The sequence below is a fragment of the Microtetraspora sp. AC03309 genome (genome assembly GCF_020826795.1).
GTDB lineage: Bacteria > Actinomycetota > Actinomycetes > Streptosporangiales > Streptosporangiaceae > Microtetraspora > Microtetraspora glauca.
On the sequence record NZ_JADDIL010000039.1, the window covers coordinates 1 to 23853 of the forward strand.

Annotated in this window: 21 protein-coding genes; 18 read left to right on the plus strand and 3 right to left on the minus strand. The window is 67.9% G+C overall.

Annotated features, from left to right (window positions below; genetic code table 11):
- Nucleotides 1–161: 161 nt before the first annotated feature.
- From IMZ11_RS22920 to IMZ11_RS22955, 8 genes are all read left to right on the plus strand, one after another.
- Nucleotides 162–560 carry a hypothetical protein gene (locus IMZ11_RS22920; protein WP_228644403.1) on the plus strand — a complete coding sequence of 133 codons (399 nt, stop codon included), beginning with the start codon at nt 162–164 and terminating at the stop codon, nt 558–560.
- A gap of 218 nt (nt 561–778) precedes the next feature.
- Nucleotides 779–1285 carry a carboxymuconolactone decarboxylase family protein gene (locus IMZ11_RS22925; protein ID WP_228644404.1) on the plus strand — a complete coding sequence of 169 codons (507 nt, stop codon included), beginning with the start codon at nt 779–781 and terminating at the stop codon, nt 1283–1285.
- A gap of 91 nt (nt 1286–1376) precedes the next feature.
- Entirely contained in the window at nt 1377–1586 is a 210-nt protein-coding gene (locus tag IMZ11_RS22930) for a hypothetical protein (protein WP_228644405.1), read from the plus strand.
- 248 nt (nt 1587–1834) lie between these two features.
- Entirely contained in the window at nt 1835–5425 is a 3591-nt protein-coding gene (gene dnaE / locus IMZ11_RS22935) for a DNA polymerase III subunit alpha (RefSeq protein WP_228644406.1), read from the plus strand.
- Nucleotides 5426–5973: 548 nt separating this feature from the next.
- The gene (locus tag IMZ11_RS22940) at nt 5974–6687 is read left to right on the plus strand and encodes a TetR/AcrR family transcriptional regulator (protein ID WP_228644407.1); all 714 of its coding nucleotides are present in this window, start codon (nt 5974–5976) and stop codon (nt 6685–6687) included.
- Nucleotides 6569–8305 carry an ABC transporter ATP-binding protein gene (locus IMZ11_RS22945; protein ID WP_228644408.1) on the plus strand — a complete coding sequence of 579 codons (1737 nt, stop codon included), beginning with the start codon at nt 6569–6571 and terminating at the stop codon, nt 8303–8305. The genes IMZ11_RS22940 and IMZ11_RS22945 overlap by 119 nt, the downstream gene beginning before the upstream one ends.
- Nucleotides 8306–8369: 64 nt before the next feature.
- Nucleotides 8370–10322 (plus strand): ABC transporter ATP-binding protein, encoded by a 1953-nt coding sequence (locus tag IMZ11_RS22950; protein ID WP_228644409.1) that lies wholly within the window; start codon nt 8370–8372, stop codon nt 10320–10322.
- A gap of 457 nt (nt 10323–10779) precedes the next feature.
- A complete protein-coding gene (locus IMZ11_RS22955) occupies nt 10780–11685 on the plus strand; it encodes a hypothetical protein (protein WP_228644410.1) in 906 nt (301 codons plus the stop codon).
- A 212-nt stretch (nt 11686–11897) separates the two neighbouring features.
- Here the strand turns inward: IMZ11_RS22955 and IMZ11_RS22960 are convergent, their stop codons facing one another.
- The 3 genes from IMZ11_RS22960 to IMZ11_RS22970 form a co-directional block, all read right to left on the minus strand.
- Nucleotides 11898–12107 (minus strand): MarR family winged helix-turn-helix transcriptional regulator, encoded by a 210-nt coding sequence (locus tag IMZ11_RS22960; RefSeq protein WP_255706923.1) that lies wholly within the window; start codon nt 12105–12107, stop codon nt 11898–11900.
- Nucleotides 12104–12310 (minus strand): hypothetical protein, encoded by a 207-nt coding sequence (locus tag IMZ11_RS22965; RefSeq protein ID WP_228644472.1) that lies wholly within the window; start codon nt 12308–12310, stop codon nt 12104–12106. The genes IMZ11_RS22960 and IMZ11_RS22965 overlap by 4 nt, the downstream gene beginning before the upstream one ends.
- 394 nt (nt 12311–12704) lie before the next feature.
- Nucleotides 12705–13859: a lactonase family protein gene (locus IMZ11_RS22970; RefSeq protein WP_228644411.1), complete on the minus strand. Its 1155-nt coding sequence runs from the start codon at nt 13857–13859 to the stop codon at nt 12705–12707.
- Between the two features lie 366 nt (nt 13860–14225).
- Between IMZ11_RS22970 and IMZ11_RS22975 the strand changes: the two genes are divergently transcribed.
- The 10 genes from IMZ11_RS22975 to IMZ11_RS23020 are packed head-to-tail and all read left to right on the plus strand — an operon-like array spanning nt 14226 to nt 23824.
- Entirely contained in the window at nt 14226–15020 is a 795-nt protein-coding gene (locus IMZ11_RS22975; protein ID WP_228644412.1) for an ABC transporter ATP-binding protein, read from the plus strand.
- Nucleotides 15017–15673 (plus strand): SRPBCC domain-containing protein, encoded by a 657-nt coding sequence (locus IMZ11_RS22980; protein ID WP_228644413.1) that lies wholly within the window; start codon nt 15017–15019, stop codon nt 15671–15673. The genes IMZ11_RS22975 and IMZ11_RS22980 overlap by 4 nt, the downstream gene beginning before the upstream one ends.
- A complete protein-coding gene (locus tag IMZ11_RS22985) occupies nt 15654–16502 on the plus strand; it encodes an HpcH/HpaI aldolase/citrate lyase family protein (RefSeq protein ID WP_228644414.1) in 849 nt (282 codons plus the stop codon). The genes IMZ11_RS22980 and IMZ11_RS22985 overlap by 20 nt, the downstream gene beginning before the upstream one ends.
- Nucleotides 16499–17500 (plus strand): amidohydrolase family protein, encoded by a 1002-nt coding sequence (locus tag IMZ11_RS22990; RefSeq protein WP_228644415.1) that lies wholly within the window; start codon nt 16499–16501, stop codon nt 17498–17500. Before IMZ11_RS22985 ends, IMZ11_RS22990 begins: the two co-directional genes overlap by 4 nt.
- A complete protein-coding gene (locus tag IMZ11_RS46270; RefSeq protein WP_228644416.1) occupies nt 17497–19149 on the plus strand; it encodes a thiamine pyrophosphate-binding protein in 1653 nt (550 codons plus the stop codon). The genes IMZ11_RS22990 and IMZ11_RS46270 overlap by 4 nt, the downstream gene beginning before the upstream one ends.
- Nucleotides 19146–20024, plus strand: a complete 879-nt coding sequence (locus tag IMZ11_RS23000; protein ID WP_228644417.1) for a hypothetical protein — start codon at nt 19146–19148, stop codon at nt 20022–20024. Before IMZ11_RS46270 ends, IMZ11_RS23000 begins: the two co-directional genes overlap by 4 nt.
- Nucleotides 20021–21172 (plus strand): DUF3500 domain-containing protein, encoded by a 1152-nt coding sequence (locus IMZ11_RS23005; protein WP_228644418.1) that lies wholly within the window; start codon nt 20021–20023, stop codon nt 21170–21172. The genes IMZ11_RS23000 and IMZ11_RS23005 overlap by 4 nt, the downstream gene beginning before the upstream one ends.
- Nucleotides 21169–22047: a hypothetical protein gene (locus IMZ11_RS23010; RefSeq protein WP_228644419.1), complete on the plus strand. Its 879-nt coding sequence runs from the start codon at nt 21169–21171 to the stop codon at nt 22045–22047. The genes IMZ11_RS23005 and IMZ11_RS23010 overlap by 4 nt, the downstream gene beginning before the upstream one ends.
- A complete protein-coding gene (locus IMZ11_RS23015; protein WP_228644420.1) occupies nt 22044–22973 on the plus strand; it encodes an ABC transporter substrate-binding protein in 930 nt (309 codons plus the stop codon). The genes IMZ11_RS23010 and IMZ11_RS23015 overlap by 4 nt, the downstream gene beginning before the upstream one ends.
- Complete coding sequence (locus IMZ11_RS23020; RefSeq protein ID WP_228644421.1) at nt 22970–23824, plus strand: amidohydrolase; 855 nt, start codon at nt 22970–22972, stop codon at nt 23822–23824. The genes IMZ11_RS23015 and IMZ11_RS23020 overlap by 4 nt, the downstream gene beginning before the upstream one ends.
- Nucleotides 23825–23853 lie beyond the last annotated feature (29 nt).

The following is a 23853-nucleotide window of genomic DNA, read 5'->3' on the forward strand; positions in this document are numbered from 1 at the left end:
TTCCTTCTGGCGCATCCGCTCTCACCAGATCGACGAGACAACGCATCGAAGTGTGAGGCCGGCGCGTCGCCTCACATTCCAGGCAGCTGTGCCGTCGGACTACTGAGACACCGGGTCCCCAGCCTCGGACACCGCTGAGATTGAGAAGGGAAAACCTCGCCATGCCCACGCGCACGACGAAGCAAGGCAACCTCATGTTCTTGCGTATCGCGATCACCCTGCAAACCGTGGCCGTATTCGTCCAGGCGATCACCGCGGGGCTCTTGTTGTCCTCACCCCACGGTGGGGCACTGCACAGTGCTGGGGCGTACACAGCGTTCGTCGTGACGCTGGCGCACGTGGTCGTCGCGATCTTGGTGTGGCGGCCGGGCGGCGGCTCGCCCCGACCCATCCTGTACGCGGTCGGGTTCTTGGGGCTCGTGCTGGCGCAGGTGGCACTGGGCATCGCACATGTGAAGACCCTGCACGTCCCCTTGGGCGTCCTGATGTTCGGCATGAGCGTCCTTCAGCTCGTCTGGATCTGGACCGGCCGCCGCACTCACCTGCCCGCTGCGGCATGACGGTCACGGGTCGCCTCACATTCCCGGCGGTTGTGTCGTCGGACCACTGAGACAGCATTCAGCACGCGGGAAATCTCAACGACCCCGGCCCCCCGTATACGAACAGCCGTCCAGAGCTCGGTCGGAACACGTGATCGTCCTCGCGGCCGGCCGCATCGTGAAGGCCAGCCGGGTCGCACGCCTCGAACCTCCCTGAAATCGAGAAGGGAAACCTCACCATGTCCACGCCCACGACGACGGAGCAGGACAACCTCCAGTCGCGTCTGCCCGACCCCATCCAGCTCTTCCCCGAGATGGCGTCGATCGCCGGAGCCATGTCCAAGGTCATCCGGAACGGTGCGATCCCGGAGACCACCATCGGCCTGGTGCAGCTGCGCGCCGGGCAGATCGTCGGCAGCACGTACCACACCGTCCGGCAGACCGGCCTCCTTCGCAAGGCCGGGGAGACGGAGGAGCGCATCACCGCGGTGGCGTCATGGCAGGACGCCCCCTACTTCACCGACGCCGAACGGGTCGCACTGGAGCTCGTGGAAGCCGTCCTCACCCCGAACCCCTTCGGAGAGCGCGTCCCCGACGAGTTGTTCGCGAAGGCATCCGCCCACTATGACGACAAGACACTCTGGACACTCACCCTGGCGATGAGCCAGATCTGCTTCTTCATCCCCGTCGCTCTCATCGGCAAGCCGATCCCCGGTAGGGCCATCGGAAAGAACTACAGCAAGTAACGCAGCGCGACTGGCTCAGGATGAGGAAGACGACCCGTACCGTGCTGCGGGGCGAGCTCTGCCTCGGAGGATCTCCGCCTGAATTCCGATCGTGGCTCCGCGGGCCTGCCTGAAACCATGGAAGTCCCGAGTCCTGGGGCGACCTGAGTGGCTGCAATCCGAGGAGTATCCACGCGGCGCCTGGTCGTTCTTCTTCCAGCTCAACCAATCGGACTGCGACTGCGCGAACTTCGGCGGCGGCGTGGGCTACGGGTTCCTCAGCGCGGACGAACTGGAGGGCCGTTTCCTCTGGCAGTGCTGAATCCCGAACTCCGACGCCGTCCCGCCCGACGACGCCGAACCCGCGCCGTGCCGGAGCCGTGGATCCGCCCGTCTCGGGACGGCGACCGCTCATGCTCGTCGAGGGGGCGACCTGCGCCTGCCGGCAATTGTGCCCAGGCACGTCCCTTCCTTTCTCCGCGAGGGTGGTCGGCCACTGCGGCTCCCTCGATAGAGTTGGGTCGCCTCCAGCGCCCCATCCGCCCCACCCCGGAAAGGCCAAGATCACCCGTGGCTGATTCGTTCGTTCACCTGCATGTTCACACCGAGTACTCGATGCTGGACGGCGCGGCGAAGATCGGCAAATTGGCGTCGCGAGCGGCTGAACTGGGGATGCCCGCGATCGCGATGAGCGATCACGGCAACATGTTCGGCGCCTACGAGTTCCAGGCGAAGATGAAGGCCGCCGGGGTGAAGCCGATCATCGGGATCGAGGGCTACATCAGTCCCGAGTCCCGCTTCCACAAGCAGCCGGTGTTCTGGGGGGAACCCCACCAGCGCAAGTCGGATGAGCGGACCGGGCTGGGCGGCGACGTGTCCGCCAGCGGCACCTACCTGCACAAGACGATGTGGGCGATCAACGCCCAAGGTCTGCGCAACCTGTTCAGGATCTCTTCGCTGGCCTCCCTCCAGGGCCACATGAAGAAGTACCCCCGCATGGACGACGAGCTGTTCGCCGAGTACCACGAAGGGATCGTCGCCACCACGGGCTGCCCATCCGGCGCGGTCCAGACCCGGCTCCGGCTCGGCCAGTACGACAAGGCGCTGGAGCACGCCGCCAAATATCAGGACATCTTCGGGCGGGACAACTACTTCCTCGAGATCATGGATCACGGCGGGATCCCGATCGAGACGGGCGTCCGCAAGGACCTGCTGCGGATCGGCGAGACGCTCGGCATCCCACCCCTGGTCACCAACGACTCCCACTACGTCACCGAGGACCAGTCCACCGCGCACGACGCATTGCTCTGCGTTGGCACCAACTCCCAGATCAGCGACCCCAGCCGGTTCCGGTTCTCCGGAAACGGCTACTACGTGCGCTCCGCCGAGGAGATGTGGGCGCTCGACCCGAACTCGGAGACATGGGCGCAGGGCTGCAAGAACACCCTGCTGATCGCCGAGCGTGTCGAGCCCTATGACGAGGTGTTCGCCCACCGTGACCTTGCCGCCAAGTTCCCGGTCCCCGATGGGGAGACCGAGATGAGCTGGCTCCGCAAGGAGGCCCACCGTGGCGCGGTCCGTAGGTATGGCGACCCCGTGCCGGCCCATGTCATGGAACGGATCGACTACGAGCTCGGCGTCATCGAGGGCATGGGGTTCCCCGGCTACTTCCTCGTCGTCGCCGACATCTGTCAGTACGCGCGCGACAGCGGCATCTGGATCGGCCCCGGCCGAGGATCGGCCACCGGATCGATGGTGGCCTACGTCACCGGCATCACCGAGCTCGACCCCATCGAGCATTCCCTGCTGTTCGAGCGGTTCCTGAACCCCGAACGTATCTCCATGCCCGACGTCGACCTCGACTTCGACGAGCGTAGGCGCGGTGACATGATCCGCTACGTCACCGAGAAATACGGCGAGGACAACGTCTCGCTGATCATCACCTACATGACGATCAAGTCGAAGGCGGCGGTCAAGGACGCGGCCCGCGTCCTCGGCTACCCCTTCATGGTCGGCGAGAAGATCACCAAAGCGTTTCCCCCCGCTGTCATGGGCAAGGAGATCCCGCTCACCGGAATCTTCGACGAAAAGCACCCCCGGTACCCCGAGGCGACCGAACTTCGCAAGCTGTACGAGGAAGACCAGGACGTCAAGCAGGTCATCGACACCGCACTCGGCCTGGAGGGACTGACCCGGGGCACCGGCGTGCACGCCGCGGGCGTCATCCTGTCCTCCCAGCCCTTGATCGATGTGATGCCGATCTTCATGCGGCCCGACGACGGCGCCCGCATCACCGGCTTCGACGGGCCCAGCAGCGAGAACATGGGCGCGCTGAAGATGGACTTCCTCGGCCTGCGCAACCTGACCGTCATCGGTGACGCCGTCCAGAACGTCAAGGACAACCGCGGCATAGACCTGGACATGCTCTCCCTGGCGCTGGACGACAAGAAGACATACGAGTTGCTGGCGCGCGGCGACACGCTTGGGGTGTTCCAGCTCGACAGCTCGATGATGCGCGACCTCACCAAGCTGATCGCCCCGGCCCGATTCGAAGACATCTCGTCGGTCCTGGCGCTGGGCCGTCCCGGTCCGATGGGCGCCAACGCCCACACCAACTACGCGCTGCGCAAGGCCGGCCAGCAGGAGATCACACCGATCCACCCCTCGCTCAAGGAGTCCCTTGAGCCGATCCTGGGCACCACCTACCACCTGGTCGTCTACCAGGAGCAGGTCATGGCCATCGCCCAGCAACTGGCCGGCTACACCCTCGGCGGCGCCGACATCCTGCGCCGGGCCATGGGCAAGAAGAAGAAGGAGGAGATGGACAAGCAATGGGCCACCTTCTCCTCCGGAATGGTCGACAAGGGATACACCGAGGAAGCCGCCAAAGCCGTCTGGGACGTCCTGGAACCGTTCAGCTCCTACGGGTTCAACAAGTCCCACACCGCCGGCTACGGTCTCGTCTCCTACTGGACCGCCTATCTCAAGGCCAACTACCCGGCCGAGTACATGGCGGCCCTGCTCACCTCGGTCGGCACCAACAAGGACCGGATGGCGCTGTACCTCGCGGAATGCCGCCGCATGAAACTGAAGGTCCTCCCGCCCGACGTCAACGAATCCGGGCTGCGTTTCAGCGCCGTCGGCGATGACGTCAGGTTCGGGCTCGGCGCGATTCAGAACGTCGGCGAGAACGCCATCAACGGCGTCATCACCACCCGCACGTCCAAAGGCGCCTACACCGATTTCAACGATTTCCTGACGAAGGTGCCGCAGGTCGTCTGCAACAAGCGCACCATCGAATCACTCATCAAAGCCGGCGCGTTCGACGGGCTCGGCCACCCGCGACGTGGCCTGGTCCACATCCACGAGCAAGCCATCGACGCCGTCATCGACGTCAAGCGGAAAGAGGCCTTGGGCCAAGACTCCCTGTTCGGCGCGTTCGACGACGATGACGACGGCGGAATGAACAGCGTCTTCCAGGTCGCGGTTCCCGAGGGCGAGTGGGACAAGAAGACCAAACTGTCATTCGAGCGGGAGATGCTCGGCCTCTACGTCTCCGATCATCCGCTCAACGGAGCGGAACGCGTGCTGGAACGCAATCGCGACCTGACCATCGCCCAGGTGCTCGACGGCCAGGCAGGGTTCGGCAACGTCCGCATCGCCGGAATCATCTCCGGCGTCGACAAGAAGGTCACCAAGAAGGGCGACGTGTGGGCCATCCTCAAGATCGAGGACCACGACGCGTCCATCGAGGTCCCGTGCTTCCCCCAGACCTATCAGTTGTACGGGACCAACCTCGCGCCCGACCTGGTCGTCTCCGTCACCGGGCGGATCCGCTCACGCGGCGACGGTGACGATGCCACCGTCTCGTTCAACGCCACCGACATCGCGTTCCTTGACATCTCCGGGATCCAGACAGATGGCCGCGAACCCGTAGTGATCTTTCTTCGCGAGGAACGTGTGAGCAAGGACCTGGTCAGCGAGCTCAAGCGCATCCTGACGGTGCATCCCGGTGACACACCGGTCCGTCTCCGTCTGGAACGCCTCAACCGCAGGATCAGCCTCGTCGAGCTGCCCGACTATACGGTGAACCTCAACAACGGAGCATTCGCGGGGGACATCAAGGTCCTTCTGGGCGCGAACGCGCTGGTCGGGCCATGACAGATCCCATGCTCCCCCTCGGTCCGTCGAGGTTGTCCTGACGAGCGAGCCTCCCGAATGTGGACGGTGCGGCAGGGAGGGCACCCTGTCCGCACCCGTCCCGCACGATCCGGTGAGTACACGCATCGAAACCACACACGGAGCGTTCTCCACCTGAAGTGGCGGGTCACGAGCCCGTTGCGAGCCAGCGGTCTTGATCACAAATAGAGAAGCTCCTGGTAGGTGGGTTGCCGATCAAGGGCAACGCCACCCCAGGAGCGTCGAGTGTTGCTCTGTCGTGCCGCCCTGCCGTTGGCACGTCGCACCCTGGACCACGTGGCCGGAGTGATCCGCCGCCGTCGCCGTGCTGTCGGTACGCGCCGGCGCACGCTCGCACCCGGGCGACGCGACCTGCTCGCCCCGGTGCACCTGCGTAAGAGCGTGACCGACGCCGAGATCGCCGCCGGTTTCGGCGTTGAGCGTAGCGGTAGCTCAGAATAATCAGTTGAACGAGTGAGTACTCGCTCATTAGCCTCGTCCGCATGACAAAAAGGCGAAGGGTGCCGGCTATGGCGCCGGAAGACCGCCGTGTCGCACTCATCGCCGCCACGCTTCCCCTGCTGCGCGAGTACGGCACCGCGGTAAGCACCCGCCAGATCGCCGAGGCCGCGGGCGTGGCCGAGGGCACGATCTTCGGCGTCTTCCCCGACAAGGCCTCGCTGCTGCGGGCGGCCCTGATGAGCGCGTTCGACCCACAGCCGGCGGTGGACGCTCTGGCGGCCATCGGCACACAGGTCGAACTGCGCGCGCGGCTGCGCGAGGCGGTCACGACGCTGCGGACAGGGATGAGCGTCAACGCCAACCTCATGGCCGCGCCCAGGGAGCTGATGGCCGACGACGCCGAGTTCCACGAGCGGATGATGGACGGTCGGCGTCGGATGCTGGCCGGGCTCGCCGCCCTGGTCGAGCCCGACCGCGACCGGCTGCGCCGCTCCCCTGAGGCCACGGCACAGTTGCTGCTCATGCTGATCGCGGTGAGCGTGCACCGCGGCTTCGGCCAGGGCGGCGAGTTCGGAGACATGGACGACGAAGAGATCGTCTCCGTTCTGCTCGACGGGCTGCTCGTGCGGCCTTCCCCACCCCTTCGACAGGAAGCACCTCTTGATGCTGCTCCGCCTCCTGCGGGTTCAGCTCAGGCCGTACGGGAAAGAGATCACGATCGTCGTGCTCTTCCAGTTCGTGCAGACGCTGGCCACGCTTTATCTCCCCACACTCAACGCTGACATCATCGACAACGGTGTCATCAAGGGCGACACCGGGTACATCGCGCGCGTCGGGCTGGTGATGCTCGTCGCGACGCTCGTCCAGATGGCCTGCTCGATCGTGGCCGTGTACTACGGCGCCCGGACCTCGATGGCCCTGGGCAGGGACCTGCGGGCCGCGATCTTCCACCGGGTGCAGGGCTTCTCCGCCTCGGAGGTCAACAAATTCGGCCCGCCGTCCCTGATCACCCGGACCACCAACGACGTGCAGCAGGTCCAGCTGGTCGTGCTGATGACGTTCACGATGATGGTGGCCGCGCCGATCATGTGCGTCGGCGGCATCGTGCTGGCGCTGCGCCAGGACGCGGCGCTGTCGTCGCTGCTGCTCGTCGTACTGCCGGTGATGATCGTCATCGTGGGCCTGATCGTGATGCGGATGCGCCCGCTCTTCCGCACGATGCAGGAACGCGTCGACCGGATCAACCAGGTGCTGCGCGAGCAGATCACCGGCATCCGGGTCATCAGGGCCTTCGTCCGCGACCGGCATGAGCGCGAGCGCTTCGGTGTGGCCAACGACCAGCTGACCGATGTGTCGCTGCGGGTCGGGCGGCTGATGGCGTTGATGTTCCCCTCGGTCATGCTGGTGGTGAACCTGTCCAGTGTCGCCGTGGTGTGGTTCGGCGGCCACCGCATCGCTGACGGAACCATGCAGGTGGGCGCGCTGACCGCGGTCATCTCCTACCTGATGCAGATCCTCATGTCGGTGATGATGGCGATGTTCATGTTCATGATGATCCCCCGGGCCGAGGTCTGCGCCGAGCGCATCGAGGAGGTGCTCGACACCGAGCCGACCGTCCACCCGCCGGCGAGCCCCATCACCCCGGAAAGACATCTCGGCGAGTTGGAGCTGCGGTCGGTGGACTTCCGCTACCCGGGTGCCGAGGAGCCGGTGCTGTGTGGCGTGAGCTTCACGGCGCGGCCGGGCCGTACCACCGCGATCATCGGCAGCACGGGCAGCGGCAAGACGACGTTGCTCAACCTCATCCCGCGCCTGTTCGACGCGACCGGCGGTGAGGTGCTGGTGGACAGCGTCGACGTGCGCGACCTCGACCCGGCCGTGCTCTCCCGAGCGGTCGGTCTGGTCCCGCAGTCGCCGTACCTCTTTTCCGGCACCGTCGCCTCCAACCTGAGGTACGGCAGGCCGGACGCGACCGACGAGGAGTTGTGGCAGGCCCTGGAGGTGGCCCAGGCCCGCGAGTTCGTCGAGGCGATGCCCGGCGGCCTGGACGAGCCGATCTCCCAGGGCGGCACGAACGTCTCCGGCGGCCAGCGCCAGCGCCTGGCCATCGCCAGGACACTGGTGCACCGGCCCGAGATCTACCTGTTCGACGACTCCTTCTCCGCTCTCGACTACGCCACCGACGCCCAGCTGCGCGCCGCGCTGGCCGAGGAGATCACTGACGCCACGATCGTCATCGTGGCCCAGCGGGTGAACACGATCCGCGACGCCGACCGCATCCTCGTATTCGACGACGGCCGCGTGGTCGGCAGCGGCAGGCACGCCGAGCTCATGGCCACCTGCCCGACGTATCGGGAGATCGTGCTGTCCCAGCTCACCGAACAGGAGGCCGCGGCATGACCGAGCTCGTCGAGGTCGTCGACAGGCACAGCACCTTGGTCATGAGACCGACGAAGGAGGTCTCATGACCGCCCAGGCTCCCCCGCGCCGCCCGCAGCCCGGTCCTGGCCCGGGCAGGATGATGTCCGGGCCCGCCGAGAAGGCCCTCGACTTCGGTGGGTCGCTCCGCCGCCTGCTGTGGCTGCTGCGCCCCGAGCGCGCGCTGCTGGTCGTCGTTCTGACCCTCGGTACGGCCAGCGTCGCGCTGACCGTCACGGGTCCCAAGATTCTCGGCCACGCCACGGATCTGATCTTCTCCGGCATCATCGGGGCCCAGCTGCCCGCGGGGATCACCAAGGAGCAGGCCGTGGCGGGTCTGCGCGCCAAGGGCCAGGGCACGTTCGCCGACATGGTGTCGTCGATGAGCGTGGTGCCCGGCCACGGCATCGACTTCACCGCGCTGGCCCAGGTGCTGGGCTGGGTGCTGGCGATCTATCTGGTGGCGGCGCTGCTCGGGATCGTGCAGTTCCGGCTGACCACGATCGTCGTGCAGCGGGCGGCGTCCCGGCTGCGCGAGCGGATCGAGGCCAAGCTGGCGCGGCTGCCGCTGAGCTACTTCGACGGCCAGCCGCGCGGCGAGATCCTCAGCCGCGCCACCAACGACACCGACAACATCGCGCAGACACTGCAGCAGACGATGAGCCAGCTCATCTCGTCGGTGCTGACGGTCGTGGCGGTGCTGGTGATGATGTTCTGGATCTCGCCGGTCCTGGCGCTCATCGCGCTGGTCACGGTGCCGCTGTCGGTCTACATCACCGCGGCCATCGGTAAGCGGTCGCAGCCGCAGTTCATCAAGCAGTGGTCGTCGACGGGCAAGCTCAACGGCCACATCGAGGAGATGTACGGCGGGCACACGCTGGTCAAGGTGTTCGGCGGGCAGAAGGAGGCCGCCGAGACCTTCAGCGAGCACAACCAGGCCCTGTTCACCTCCAGCTTCCGCGCCCAGTTCATCTCCGGGGTCATCCAGCCGGCGATGATGTTCATCGGCAACCTCAACTACGTGCTGGTCGCCGTGGTGGGTGGGTTCAAGGTGGCCTCGGGCTCGATCTCGCTGGGCGACGTGCAGGCGTTCATCCAGTACTCGCGGCAGTTCAGCCAGCCGCTGACCCAGGTGGCCGGGATGGCGAACCTGGTGCAGTCGGGCGTCGCGTCGGCCGAGCGGGTCTTCGAGCTGCTGGAGGCGGTGGAACAGTCCCCGGAGCCCAACGAGCCCGCGCGGCCGGCACGGGTCAGGGGGCGCGTGGCGTTCGAGAACGTGTCCTTCCGCTACGCGCCGGACAGGCCGCTGATCGAGAACCTGTCCCTGACCGTGGAGCCCGGCCAGACCGTGGCCATCGTCGGTCCCACGGGAGCGGGCAAGACGACGCTGGTCAACCTCATCATGCGCTTCTACGAGGTGACCGGCGGCCGTATCACGCTCGACGGTCTCGACATCGCCGAGATGTCCAGGGACGAGCTGCGCGCCAACATCGGCATGGTGCTGCAGGACACCTGGCTGTTCGGCGGCACGATCGCGGAGAACATCGGCTACGGGGCGGAAGGCGCCACGCGCGAGCGGATCGAAGCCGCTGCGGAGGCCGCCCACGTGGACCGCATCGCGCACACGCTGCCCGACGGATACGACACGATGATCGACGAGGAGGGCGCGACGGTCAGCGCGGGCGAGAAGCAGCTGATCACGATCGCCCGGGCGTTCCTGTCCGAGCCGGCGATCCTGATCCTGGACGAGGCGACCAGCTCGGTCGACACCCGGACCGAGGTGCTCATCCAGCGGGCGATGAGCTCGCTGCGAGAGGGACGCACCAGCTTCGTGATCGCCCACCGGCTGTCCACGATCCGCGACGCCAGTCTGATCCTGGTCATGGAGAACGGGCGGATCGTCGAGCAGGGCACGCACGAGTCACTCCTCGCCACGGGCGGCGCCTACGCCCGGCTGTACTCGGCCCAGTTCGCCCAGGCCGTCGCGGAGGTGGATTAGAGCTCGGCTCGCCGGGCGGCGCGCGGTTGCGTCCACGGGAGTGGACGCAACCGCCGCAGACGCTTCGGCCGTCCGGGACCGCGGGAGATGCTCGGGGCACCGCACCGCCGCTTGCGTTCCCCGGCCGACCACTCGTGGGTGGGGCTCGCGCGCCCATCCGCCCGCTCCGCCGCCCCCAGTATTCGGCACCCGCAGTACTCCAAATAGAGCGACATCAGCGATATTTCGACTTGTCGGCGATATTCGAGGGGTGGGTCCATGAAGCGACCTACGTCCGTCAACAAACGAAAAGAAATCGGCAAGATCCGCTAATCTCGGTTTCGGTTCCCACCGAAAGGGAGAGGCCATGCGACATTCGGAGTAATTCTCGAGCGGTTATCAAGGTTGGGTATTTTCCACCATCTGCCGATTCGAGAATTACCAGGCCGGAACGCGAGACCTTCCAAGGAGAACCAAGTTGCTCAAGTCCAGCAAGCTGGCCGGAGTACTCATGATCAGCACTGTGGTGGCGGGAGCCGCCGTGGCCATGAGTGGCGTCGTCACCCCCGCGTTCGCGGACGGTGTCCCCGTCCCTGTGGTCACCGGCCACCATGGTGGCGTCACCGGCCCTTCGGGCAACAGGAACAGCAATCACAACCGGAACCGAAACAGGAACCGGAACCGGAACCATGAGCACCAGCAGGGGCGTCAGCATGAGCGCCAGAGGCAGAACCAGGAGGTGCGGAACATCGTCGTGACGCCGCACCGGCCGCGGGTCCGGACGCGGCCGACCCCGCCGATACTGCCCCCGCCCTCCGTGCCGCCCACGCGGCCCACGCGGCCCACTCCCCCGGTGACGACAACGCCACCGGTGACGACAACGCCGCCGACAACCGTGACGCCTACGACACCGTCGACAACGTCGACACCGTCGCCCCCGGCGACCACGGTCACTCCTGACCCGACGCCGACCACCACGGTAGTCACCACCACCACCACCGGTACGGGCACCACCGGGACAGTCAACACCGATACCGTCACCACGGAGACCGTCAACACCGAAACCGTCAACACGGAGACCGTCACCACAGATACCGTCACCACAGATACCGCCACCACGGCCGTCGGGGGGACTACCGCGACCTGCGCCTGCGGGCTCGGCGCCGGACTTTCCATCGTGGCGAACGTGGGGCTTTCCGCCGGCGCTTCCCTCGACGCGAACGTGAACACCGCCTGGGTTCCCGTATTTCTCATCGATGAAAGCCCTGCGGCCATCGCCGCCGTGGCAGACGTCAGGGCCAACCTCGGAACGCTTGTCACGGCAGGTGTCGGCACCGGTCTTGGACTGGGTCTCGGAACGGACACCTGCGTCGCGCTCTCCTGACAGAGATGGTGGAGGTGAGTACCTCCCGCCGGGTCTGACCCTCGGTCCGTATGCAGCGGCCGTCCACTCAGTCGGTACGGCCGCTGCATAGGCTCTTTGAATATGTCCGGGCCGCGTACGATGCGGCTCCGCCGACTCGATGCGGGGCGGCTCAGCACACCGTGGGCGTCCACACCATCTGCAGCGGCGCCCAGTAATTCAGGATCGCGCCCTCAAGACGCGGTCGGCTTCGCGTCGTTCGTCAGCCACACGAAGTGGACCTTTTCGCCGAGTTGCGCGCCCTCGGTCGTGAGGGAGACCTGGCAGGCCCGGCGATCCCGGGGGTCGGTGACTCGGGTGAGGAATCCTCGCCGCTCCACCCGGTCCACGAGCCCGGACAGGCTCGACTTCTCCAGGTGGAGGAGCCGGCTGAGCTCGGTCATGCCGATCGGCCCCCGGTCAGCATGCAGAGCAACTGCGCCTGCTGAGGGGTGACGCCATACTCGCGGCTCACATCGGCGAACACGTACTGCACCACATGCGACATGCGCACAAGCGCGGTGGCGAACGTCAGGTCCGCGCCCATCTCTGTAGCCGTCGTGCCGGTCACCTTGCCACCGCAATCGGCGACGGTTCGTACTGCCAACTAATCGCTTGTCATGGGGCTGCGGCGCACGCGTCGGCTGTGTCCTCGATATTCACCCTCATCACCGCGATCATGGCGGCGCTGCCGGTCTGCCTGCCGCCCACCGGTCGAGCGCGTAGCGGCGACCGTCCCTGAGACGGTCGCCCGACGCGCAGCGGAACCGAACCGGCGGTTCGCCTGATCGTCTACGCCGCCGCGTCGAGCATCCTGCGATGCCGCCCGCCGGCGTTCGCCGACCATCGATATTTCCCGGCTGAGACCGGGCGACAGGACGGCTTTCGCGCAGCATGAGCACCGACGGCATCCGCTCCGCCCACAGTCTGCGCAGGCCGAACGTCAGCGCCCACACGGCGGCAGCTCACTCCGCTGTCACCGGCCCGGGTCGTGTACGGGCTCACGCCAACGTTATGCAGTCCGGGTTCGGGACGGGCATGGACGTCCCGGTATCCGTCAGCTGCCCGGATCGCTGATCGATGCTGAACAGGTTGACGGTGCTGCTCACCTGATTCGCCACGAGCATCCACCTGTTGTCGCGGTGGATCGAGAAGCTCCACGGTGACAGGCCGCCGCACGGTATGCGCTGGACGAGCGTGAGCCGGCCGGTTCCCAGGTCGGCCTCGAAGGTGACGAGGGTGTTCTCTCCCCGGTTCGTGGCGTAGAGGAAGCGGCCGTCGCGGCTCATCCCGAGTTCGGCCGCGCTGCTGGTGCCGGTGTGTTCGGGCGAGTCAGTGGACAGGGTCTGGTCGAGGGTGATCTGTCCGTTCCGGGGGTTCCAGTCGAGGACGTGGAGGTCTGCTGTCAACTCGTTCAGCAGGTAGAGGGTCCGGCCGTTGGGATGGAAGTGCAGGCGCCGCGGAGCGGAACCGGGGTTCGTGGCGTAGGAGGTCATCCCGTCGCCGGACAGCACGCGCGTCCGGCGGTCGAAGGGGTAGACGAAGACACGGTCCGCGCCGAAGTCCGCCACCAGGGCGAATCTGCCGGTCGGATCCACCACCACGTGGTGCGGATGCGGGCCCGCTTGGCGCGGATGGGGGCCGGAGCCGATGTCCACCACGATGGAGGCCGGAGCGTCGAGCCCGCCATCCTTGCGGATCGGCAGGGCCGCTGTAAGGCCTGCGGCGAAGTTCGCGGCCAGGACGGTGCCCGAGGATCTGTCGATGCCGATGTACGAAAGGCCACCGGGGGTCCCTGCGCTGTCCGTCATCACCTGGCCGATGAGACTCAGCGCGCCGGTAGCCCGGTCGATGCGGAAGGCGGACACGGTGCCGCCGGGGTCACCGCTGGCGACGTAGAGCACCGGCTTGGACGGGTGCTTGGTGTGCCAGCCCGCGTTCAGTTGCGCCACGACGCCGATGGGGGTCATCGTGCCGCTGTCGGGATCGAAGCGGGCGCAATTCAACTGGGTGCCACGCCAGGTGCCGACATAGAGGAGCTTCGAGGTCGATGCGTCCGCGGGCCGGACGGCGGCGAGCATCGGTACAGCGACGGCGGACGCCAGCAAGGTCCGGCGGGACGGCCGCCAGGCCGGTGAATTCTTGGGGTCCCACATGGGGTGATGGCCTCTCTGCGCGTGAAGGAACGCGAGCACGAGAACGCCGAACGCCAACCAGGTAGTGCCTCAGTATGAGCCAGCCGCGGCCGATCGTCCACAGCTGCCGGCGATCTCATAGCTTCCGCGCCTGAGGCGCAGGTCCGGCACTGGATTGTTGGACAAAATCTGAATTCTTTCTGGGATCTCTTGTGCACACAGGGTTCGATTGTTACTTTTCGCTCAATCGCTTGTCGGACAATCTGTGAGCAGAGCGGCAAGCGAGCGGACGGGCGCGCGAACGCCGTACACGCCAACCACGAGCCAACGCACCCCCCAGCACTACAGAACCTGCCTACCTCCACTTCCTGGCGGTTTAGGAGGCATATGTTGTCCACCAGTCACCCCGAGGCGCTCCGATTCGACCACGTCACGCTGGAGTTCCCCGGCGCCCACCGGCCGGCCATCCAGGACGTGTCGTTCCAGGTCGAACGCGGCAAGGTCGTAGCCGTGATCGGGCCGAGCGGATGCGGCAAGAGCACCATCCTCAACCTGGCGGCCGGGCTGCTCTCGCCCACGCGAGGAGAGGTGTACTTCGACGGCCTGCCCGTCACCGGGGTCAACTCCAAAGCGGCCTACGTGACGCAGCAGGCCAACCTGCTGCCCTGGCTGACCGTCCGGGCCAACATCGGCCTGGCGCTCAAATTCCGCAAGATCCCGAAGGACGAGCGGAACGAGAAGATCGACCACTGGATCAAAACGGTCGGCCTCACCGGGTTCGGGAACCACTTCCCGCGGGAGTTGTCCGGCGGCATGCAGAAGCGCTGCGCGATCGCGCGGGCGCTGATCTATGACCCCTCCATCGTGCTCATGGACGAGCCCTTCGGCCCGCTGGACGCCATCACCCGGCTCAAGCTGCAGCAGGAGTTGCTCAATCTCTGGGATGAGCAGCGCGGCACGCTCGTCTTCGTCACGCACGACCTGAACGAGGCGATCTACCTCGCTGACGAGGTCGTCGTGATGTCCGATGGTCCCGGCACGATCCGCCGGGTCCTGCCGGTCCCCTTCGAGCGACCGCGCCAGATCAGCTCCCTGGTGGAGTCCCGGGAGTTCGCCGAGCTCTACAACGACCTCTGGAGCCTGTTCCGGTCCGAGCTGCGGACCTCGGAGGCGACCTCGTGATCTCGATCGCAGAAGAGGTCGCCGTCCCGAGTCCGCCGACCCGAGTCTGGGATGTCATCTCGAACCCGGCGGAGGTCGTGTCCTGCATCAGCGGCGCGGAACTCGGGGCCGCCCACGACGACGGCTCCTTCGACGGGACGCTGGTGGTCAAGTTCGGCGCGGTACGCGTGAAATTCGCCGCCCGCGTCACGCTGGAGCTGGCCGCAGACGATTTCGAGGGCCGTCTGTCGGCGCGCGGCCGGGACGGCCAGCGGGCCACCCGCTTCACCGCCGAGGCCACCTTCCGGGTACGTCAGGGCGAGCGGCCTGACGAGGCACGGGTGGCGGTGAGCGGCGGGATCACCGTCAACGGCAAGCTCGCCTCGCTGGTCGAGTCGGGTGCGAGTGCGGTGGTCACCCGGATGACGAGGGAGTTCTCGGAGCAACTGGTCCAGCGCTGCGCCGGCCCGGCCACAGAAGACGCCACGGAAGACGCCACGGAAGACGCCACAGAAGACGCCACCGCCACCGCCTCCAGGACCACGTGGGCCAGAGGCCCGCTGGGCCGGTCGCGTGCCTGGTGGGCCCGCCTTCTGCGGCGGCGCCGAGGGGCGGTGTCGATCTCCATCCGGCAATCGAAGGAGGCGGGCAGTGGTGCCGGCCAGGCTGAATAGGGTCATCAGCGGATTGGCCGAAGGGCGGCACGTCTTCGCCTCCTTCGCCGCGGCCGATCCCGCGATCGCCGTCGAGTTCGCCACGACCGACTACGACGCCGTGGTCTTCGAGACCGAGCACAAACCGTGGGACGTCATCGCGTTACGGGACAGCCTGCAGTACCTGTTGAACCGCGACCGGATTCTCCGGGGCGACAGCCTCACCCCGCTGGTGCGGATTCCCGCCAACGGCGCGGAGAAGGCGCAGTGGCACGCCAAGCAGGCCCTTGACCTGGGCGCCTACGGCGTCGTGTGGCCGCACATCACCTCGGTCGACGAGGCCCACAACGCGGTCGCCGCCTGCCGCTACCCCCGGCTGCCCGGCACACCCCGCTACGAGCCCGCGGGCATGCGCGGCGACAGTCCCGCCGCGGCGGCACGCTACTGGGGCGTCACGACCAAGGAGTACTACGCCAAGAGTGACGTCTGGCCGCTCGACCCGGATGGCGAGATCCTCATCGCGATCATGATCGAGAGCCGGCGCGGCGTCGAGAATCTGCCCGACATCCTCGACCAGGTCCCGGGCATCGGCCTGGTCATCCCCGGCGAGGGCGACCTGAGCCAGGAGCTCGGGGTGCCACGCCAGTACGACCACCCGCGCGTCATGGAGTCCAAGCGCCGGATCCTCGAGGTCTGCGCCGAGCGGGGGATCGCCGTCGGCCATCCCCACGTCACGGCCGACAACGTCAAGCAGGTGCTCGAGGACGGCTACCGCTTCCTGATGACCGCCCCGGTGCGCTCATACCCGGGCCTGGAGCTGGGCCGAACGTTGACCAGGAGCAATTCATGATCATCGACTGTCACGGCCACTTCACCACCGCCCCGCCCGCCCTCGGCCAGTGGCGGGAGCGGCAGATCGGGGGTGACCGTGTCTCCCCCGACGACCTGCACATCACCGACGACGAGATCAGGGCCGCCATCGAAGGGGGTCAGCTCAAGCTGCAGCGGGAGCGCGGCACGGACGTGACGCTCTTCTCCCCGGGGGCGGGGAAGATGGCTCACCACTACGGCGACGAGCGGACCAGCCTGGACTGGTCGCGGGTGAGCAACGACCTGATAGCCCGGGTGTGCGCGCTCTTCCCCGGCAGGTTCGTCGGGGTCTGCCAGCTCCCGCAGTCGCCCGGCGACGCCCTCCCCACGTCGATCCGCAACAGCGTCGCCGAGCTGGAACGCTGCGTCGAGGAGCTGGGGTTCGTCGGCTGCCTGCTCAACCCGGATCCCTCCGACGGCTACTGGCAGGCACCCCCGCTGACCGACAGGGCGTACTACCCGCTCTACGAGAAGCTGGTCGAGCTCGACGTGCCGGCGATGATCCATGTCGCGATGTCGAGGAACCCGGCCCTACAGGGCACCTGCGCGCACTATCTCAACGGCGACACCGCGGTGTTCATGCAGCTATGCATGTCGGATTTGTTCGCCGATTTCCCGACCTTGAAGCTGATCCTGCCTCACGGCGGCGGGGCGGTCCCCTACCACTGGGGCCGGTACCGGGGCTTCATGCTGGACCAGGGCCGGCCGCCCCTGGAGGAGGCCGTGCTGAACAACGTCTTCTTCGACACCTGTGTGTACCACAAGCGAGGCCTGGAACTGCTGCTGGACGTCATCCCCGCGGCCAACGTCCTGTTCGCCTCCGAGATGATCGGCGCCGTCCGCTCCGTGGACCCCGAGACCGGACGGCGGTTCGACGACACCAAGTACGTGCTGGATGGCATCGGCACGGTGGACGAGGCAGTGTACGGCGCCAACGCGCTGCGGGTGTTCGGACGACTTGAAGGGGCTCTGAAGTGAAGGTTTACGAGGTACTCGCCCAGGCGTTCGTCGCGGAGGGGACGAGCGACGTCTTCGGCATGATGGGCGATGCCAACATGCACTGGATGAACGCGCTCGCCCAGCGCGGCGTGCGGCTGTACGAGGTGCGGCACGAGGGTTCCGGGCTCGGCATGGCCGACGGTTGGGCGCGGGCGGCCGGGCGGCCGGGCGTGGTGACGACGACCAGTGGGCCGGGTGTCGCGCAGCTGGCCACCTCGATGATCGTGGCGAGCCGGGCGCGTACCCCACTGGTCGCCTTCTGCGGCGAGACGCCCCTGGGCGACCAGGGCGCCGTGCAGTACCTGGACCAGCGGCGCTTCGCCGCCGCGATCGAGTGCGGCTTCGTGCACGTCTCCCGGGCCGACCTCGCCGAGGAGGCCGTACAGCGGGCCTTCTACCTGGCCAGGACCGAGTCCCGCCCGATCATGCTCAGCGCCCCGATCGACGTGCAGAAGCAGGAGTGCGAGGACGGCGAGGACTACGTCCCCTCCATCGACCTCATCCCGCGGGTGCGCTCGCTGCCCGACCCGGCCGGCATCGAGACGGCCTGCGACATCATCCGGGCGAGCAAGCGCGTGGTGATCATCGCCGGTCGCGGCGCGCGCCGCTCAGGCGCCGGCGAGCCACTGCTGCGCCTGCGGGAACAGACCGGCGCCCTGCTCGCCACCACCCTGCAGGCCAAGAACTGGCTGTGCGACAGGACCGGCTACCACGTGGGCATCGCCGGCCTGTACGGCAACAAGACGGCGATGGAACTGCTGCAGGAGGCCGACTGCGTGATCGCGGTGGGCGCCAGCCTCAACCACTACACGATCGAGCACGGCTACCTGTTCCCGGACGCCCGCTACATCCAGATCGACACGGCTCCGCACGTCGTCATGGGCAACGGCGCGGTGGCCGACTGCTACCTCCAGGCCGACGCGGTCACCGCCGTCACCGAGCTCAGCCGGACCCTTACGAGCAGGTCGATCAGGCTGGAGGGCTACCACACCGCTGCCATCCAGCAGCGGCTGACCGCCCCGCTGGTGGCCCCCGCGGAGTTCCGCAGCGAGCCGGACCGGCTCGACCCGCGCGAGGTCATCCACGTCCTGGACAAGGAGCTGCCCGGCGAGATCGGCCTCGTGCTGGGCAGCGGCCACCAGACGGACTTCGGCACCATGCTCTTCCAGCGCTCCCGCGAGGTCCTGTCGAACTACGGCATGTTCGGCGCCATCGGCCAGGCCCCGCTGCTGACCATCGGCTCGATCGTGGCCGATGGCAACAAGCCCGCCTTCGTGGTCGAGGGCGACGCCAGCTTCCTGATGCACCTGCCGGAGTTCGAGACCGCCTGCCGCTACGACATCCCGATCCTGGTCGTCGTCATGAACGACCAGGCGCTGGGCGCCGAGTACCACAAGGCGCGGGCCGGCGGCCTGGACCCCGAACTCGCGGTGATCCCGACGCCGGAGCTGGGCCCGGTCGCGACGGCGCTCGGCGGCGGCGGGGCCACGGTCAGGACCGCCGACCAGCTGCGCGCCGCGCTCGCCGAGTACGTGCGAGCCCCACGCCCCACCGTGATCGACGTCCGGATCACCCGGGACGTGGTCAGCGTGCCGTACCGGCGACTCCACTATGGCGAGGACGTGTGAAGCCGCTCACGGTCGTCCTGGGCGACTACCCGCACACCCGTTCACTGAAGGACCTGAAGGACCTGAAGGACCAGGCCGGATGCCGCTTCCCGCGGGTCTCTCCGCTGTACCCGGCCTTCGCCCGCATGGTACGGGACCTGTGGTTCGACGTCTGCGAGCTGGCGCTGGCGACATACCTGCAGGCCAAAGAGGCAGGCGTCCCGATCACCCTGGTGCCGGTGGTGCTGATCGGCGGCACCCACCACCGCTCGCTCACCCGCCTGCCCGACGGCCCCGCGCTCACCGCCGGCGAGCTCGTCGGCAAGCGGATAGGGGTGCGCTCCTACAGCCAGACCACTGGTCTGTGGGTGCGCGGCATCCTCAGCGAGGAGTACGGCATCGCGGCCTCCGACATCACCTGGGTCACTACCGAGGAACCCCACGTGGCGCAGTACCGGGAACCGCCGTACGTGACGCGGTCACCGGCCGGACGGGTCGCGGACCTGCTGCGCGATGGCGACGTCGCAGCCGCCGTGCTCGGCCCGCGCGCGATAGGAGGTCAGGGCGAGGGCCTGGTCCCGGTCATCCCGGACGCCGAGGCAGCCGGGCGCGCCTGGGTGGACCGGCACGGCTTCGTCCCGGCCAATCACCTGCTCGTGGTCCGCAACGACGTGTTGCGGGACGCCCCCGACGCGGTGCGCGCGCTCTTCCACGCACTGGCGGGTGCCATCGAGCGCGACGGCCCGTCCGCCGGCCCCGCGGTCACGGCCGGATGGAGCGAGCAGCTGGGCGCCTGCCTGGAGCTCGCCGCCCGCTACGCCCTGGAACAGGAACTCGTGCACTCACCCATCGACATCGGCGCGATCGAGAAGGAAGCGACCCTCCTATGGACATGACGGAATTGAGACGGCGGGGTGAAGCCCCCACGCGGCGGCCGGCCGAGTTCACGCCGGAACTGCTCTCGAAGATCGAATGGCGGCGGCGCGCGGCCGCGGAGCCCTTCCGCGGCGTGGCCACGTCCGCCGGTGTACGGCAGGGCCTGTTCCCGCTGCGCGGCACCGGCCTCGACGTCGACGGTGTACGGCAGGCGGCGCTGGACTACCTCGCCGCGCTGAACCCCGTGCAGCTGGCCCAGGCCAGGTTCGAGATGGACGACGTGACCTGGCGGCACTGGGCGAACGGCGCGCGCTACTTCCTGCGGCACGGGCTGTGCCTGGAGGACCTTGACGAGAACCAGCGAGACAAGGCGCTGGCCGTGGTCCGCGCCAGCCTCAGCACGCACGGATACACGCAGGTCGTCGACCTGATGCACCTCAACCTGACCATCGGCGAACTGCGCGGCGAGGAGCACCTGCTCAACGAGTGGCTCTACTGGTTCAGCGTCTATGGATCGCCCGAGGAGGGCGGCCCCTGGGGCTGGCAGCTCGACGGCCACCACGTCTGCGTCAACGCCGTCGTCGTCGGCGACCAGATGACGCTCACCCCGACCTTCCTCGGCGCCGAGCCGGTGGTCGCCGAATCGGGCAGGTACGCCGGGACCACCGCCTTCCGCCGCGAGGAGGCCGTCGGCCAGCGGCTTTTCACCTGCCTGACCAGCGAGCAGCGCAGCGGCGCACTGATCGCGGCTGAGCTGCCGCCCGAGCTGTTCACCGGCGCCTTCCGCGACAACTTCGAGCTCGACTACGCGGGCCTGCCTCTGGGCGAGCTCACCGACTCGCAACGGGTGATCGCCGCCGACCTGCTCGGCCTGTACGTGAACCGGGCCCGCGAGGACCACGCCCGGCTTCGCATGGACGAGGTCCTCGCCCACGAGGCTGAGACGTATTTCGCCTGGGCCGGTGAGCCGGACGGGGTCTTCTACTACCGCCTGCACAGCCCGGTCATCCTCATCGAGTTCGAGCACATGGCCGGCGTGATGTACGCCAACGACCATCCGACGCGCCGGCACATCCACACCGTGGTCCGCACACCCAACGGCAACGACTACGGCATCGACCTGCTGCGCCGGCACCACGAGCAGTTCCATCGGGAGGAATCCAAGTGAAGTTGGTCCTGGGCCGTGACGACCTCGCGGCCGCCGCGGGGTCGGCCATCCGCGAGATCGGCACGAAGGCGGAGCGGCTTGATGTGCGCCCAGTGCACAAGGCCGCGCGCGGGATGGTCGGCGAGTCGTCGGTCGACATCTGCGAACTGCCGATCGTGACGCTGCTGCAGGCCGTCGCGCACGACAAGCCCGTGATCCTGCTCCCGGTCACCACGCTCGGCCGCCACCAGCACCAGACCCTGGTGACCTGCGGCGAGCTGACCGTCGCGGACGTCGAGGGCCGCCGCGTGGGCATCCGCTCGTGGAGCCAGACCACCGGCGTCTGGATGCGCGGCTTCCTCACCGAGCAGTACGGGGTCGACCTGCGCAAGGTGGACTGGGTGGTCTACGAGGGCGGCCACGTGGACGCGCAGCACGACCCGTCCTGGGTGCGCCGCGCGCCGGCGGGTGCCCGGCTGCAGGCCGACTTCCTGGAAGGCCGCCTCGACTTCGGGATCATGGGCAACGAGCTGCCCGTCGACGACCGCATCCGCACCGCCGTCCCCGATGCCACGCAGGTTGCCGAAGCGTGGACGCAGGACAAGGGATTCGCCCCGATCAACCATGTCGTCGCCGTGAGCGAGAAGGCCGCGCGCAAGCACTCGGCCGCCGTGTGCGCAGCGTTCGACGCCATGCGGGAGGTGCTCGCCGCCGCTCCGCCGTACCTGAACCCCGTGGGTTTCGAGGCGCTGCGCGGCCCGACGACGCAGGTGGCGGCCTACGCGCTGGAGCAGGAGGCGCTGCCGCGGCCGGTGGTCTTCGACGAGCTGGTCGCGCGCTCATGCGAGGCGCTGGGGATCTCGCCATCGCGCTTCCAGACGGAAGGCGGGCAATGAACACGCTCTCTGTGGCCTTCGGGGACTACCCGCACGCGCTGGTCGAGGTGAACGGGTACCAGGTAGAGCCGGTCGAGGTGAGGCCGATCATCTCCGCGTACCGACGGATGATCCGCGACCTCGAGTTCGACGTGTGCGAGCTGGCGCCGGTGTCGTACCTGATGGCCCGCCAGGCGGGGGTGCCGCTCACCGCGATCCCGGTCTTCCTCAACCGGCGCTTCCACCACGAGGACGTCCAGTGCGCCTCCCGTTCGGGCATCCGGGTGCCGCGGGACCTGGAAGGGCGCCGGGTCGGGGTCCGCGCGTACTCGGTGAGCACCGGAGTGTGGGTGCGCGGCCTGCTGGCCGAGGAGTACGGCGTGGCCAACGAGAAGATCACATGGGTGGTGGACGACGACGACCACGTCGAGGGACGCGTCCCCACCAACGTCGAGCGGGTCAGCGACGGCCGCTCCCTGGGCGAGCTGCTGAGCGCCGAAGAGCTGGACGCCGCGCTCACCGGCAACGCCGGGACCGGCCGCGCCGGTGCGCCACGGGCCGACTGGACCTCGCACGGCGGCGAGGTCGAAGGCTCCTACCCGCTCTTCCCCGACGCCGACGTGCTCAGCGCGGACTGGTACCTGCGTACCGGGATCTACCCGATGCACTCGCTGGTCGTGATCCGCTCCGAGCTGGTCGAGCGTGACCCCGGCCTGCCGGCGGCGCTGTACGCGGCGCTGGCCGAGAGCAAACGCCGCCACTTCACCGCCGACCCCCGCCTGGCCCGGCAGTCGCTGCTGATCGGCGGCGATCCCATCCCGTACGGCATCGCGGCCAACGAGCCGAGCCTGCACGCGCTCGTGCGGTTCTCCCGGGACCAGGGCCTGCTCGACCCGGACTTCTCCACGGACGTCCGCGAGCTGTTCGCGGAAGGAGACTACACATGATGTTGATCGACACGCACTGCCACGTCATCTCGCAGGACCTGGCCAGGTACCCGCGGGCGCCGATCGGCGGCAAGCAGTCCGAGTGGGCCGACTCCCGGCCGGTGACCGCCGAGGAGATGGCGGCCCGGATGGACGAGACCGGCATCCGGCAGGCCGTCCTGGTGCAGGCCACCACGGCCTACGGCTACGACAACTCCTACGTCCTGGACAGCACCCGGCAGCGGCCCGACCGCTTCGTCGCGGTGGGCACCTTCGACCCCCTGCGACCGGACGCCGCCTCCGCCCTGGAGTCCGCGATCCGCGACGACGGCCTGGCCGGGGTGCGGCTGTTCACGAGTGGGAGCACCGTACCCGTCCAGGGCGAATGGTTCGCCGCACCCGAGACCTTCGCTTTCTGGGAGAAGGCGGGGGAGCTCGACGTCCCCGTCTGCCTCCAGATGCGCCTCGGGCCGGCCACCAAGCAGCTGGAGGAGGTGCTGGAGAGGTTCCCCGGCGTGCGGGTGCTCCTCGACCACATCGGCTACCCCGACATCGCTCCCTCCCCGGCGGCCGCCGGACACGACGTGGCCGAGCTCGCCAGGCACCCGGGCCTGTACCTCAAGCTCACCCACCGCAACCTGGAGCGGCTGCGGGACGTCGGCAAGGAAGCCGCCGGCTTCATCGAACCTGTGCTCGAGGCCTTCGGCGCCGGGCGGATCACCTGGGGCTCGAACCTCCCGGCCGCCGAGCAGTCGCTGCCCGAACTGCTGCGCCTTGCCGAGGAGGTCCTCGCCGAGGTTCGGGAGGCCGACCGCGAGGAGATCTTCGCCGGTACGGCGCGGCGGCTGTATCCAGGGCTGACGGCAGGCTGACCCGGGGACTGTCGCTCTCTCCAAGACAT

Coding starts and splice junctions, on each gene's coding strand:
- IMZ11_RS22940 (WP_228644407.1), top strand. CDS start 5,974: ATGGCGCCGGAAGACCGCCGTGTCGCACTCATCGCCGCCACGCTTCCC.
- IMZ11_RS22950 (WP_228644409.1), top strand. CDS start 8,370: ATGACCGCCCAGGCTCCCCCGCGCCGCCCGCAGCCCGGTCCTGGCCCG.
- IMZ11_RS23015 (WP_228644420.1), top strand. CDS start 22,044: ATGAACACGCTCTCTGTGGCCTTCGGGGACTACCCGCACGCGCTGGTC.
- IMZ11_RS23020 (WP_228644421.1), top strand. CDS start 22,970: ATGATGTTGATCGACACGCACTGCCACGTCATCTCGCAGGACCTGGCC.
- IMZ11_RS22920 (WP_228644403.1), top strand. CDS start 162: ATGCCCACGCGCACGACGAAGCAAGGCAACCTCATGTTCTTGCGTATC.
- IMZ11_RS22990 (WP_228644415.1), top strand. CDS start 16,499: ATGATCATCGACTGTCACGGCCACTTCACCACCGCCCCGCCCGCCCTC.
- IMZ11_RS22960 (WP_255706923.1), bottom strand. CDS start 12,107: ATGACCGAGCTCAGCCGGCTCCTCCACCTGGAGAAGTCGAGCCTGTCC.
- IMZ11_RS22970 (WP_228644411.1), bottom strand. CDS start 13,859: ATGTGGGACCCCAAGAATTCACCGGCCTGGCGGCCGTCCCGCCGGACC.
- IMZ11_RS22975 (WP_228644412.1), top strand. CDS start 14,226: ATGTTGTCCACCAGTCACCCCGAGGCGCTCCGATTCGACCACGTCACG.
- IMZ11_RS22945 (WP_228644408.1), top strand. CDS start 6,569: ATGCTGCTCCGCCTCCTGCGGGTTCAGCTCAGGCCGTACGGGAAAGAG.
- IMZ11_RS22925 (WP_228644404.1), top strand. CDS start 779: ATGTCCACGCCCACGACGACGGAGCAGGACAACCTCCAGTCGCGTCTG.
- IMZ11_RS23005 (WP_228644418.1), top strand. CDS start 20,021: ATGACGGAATTGAGACGGCGGGGTGAAGCCCCCACGCGGCGGCCGGCC.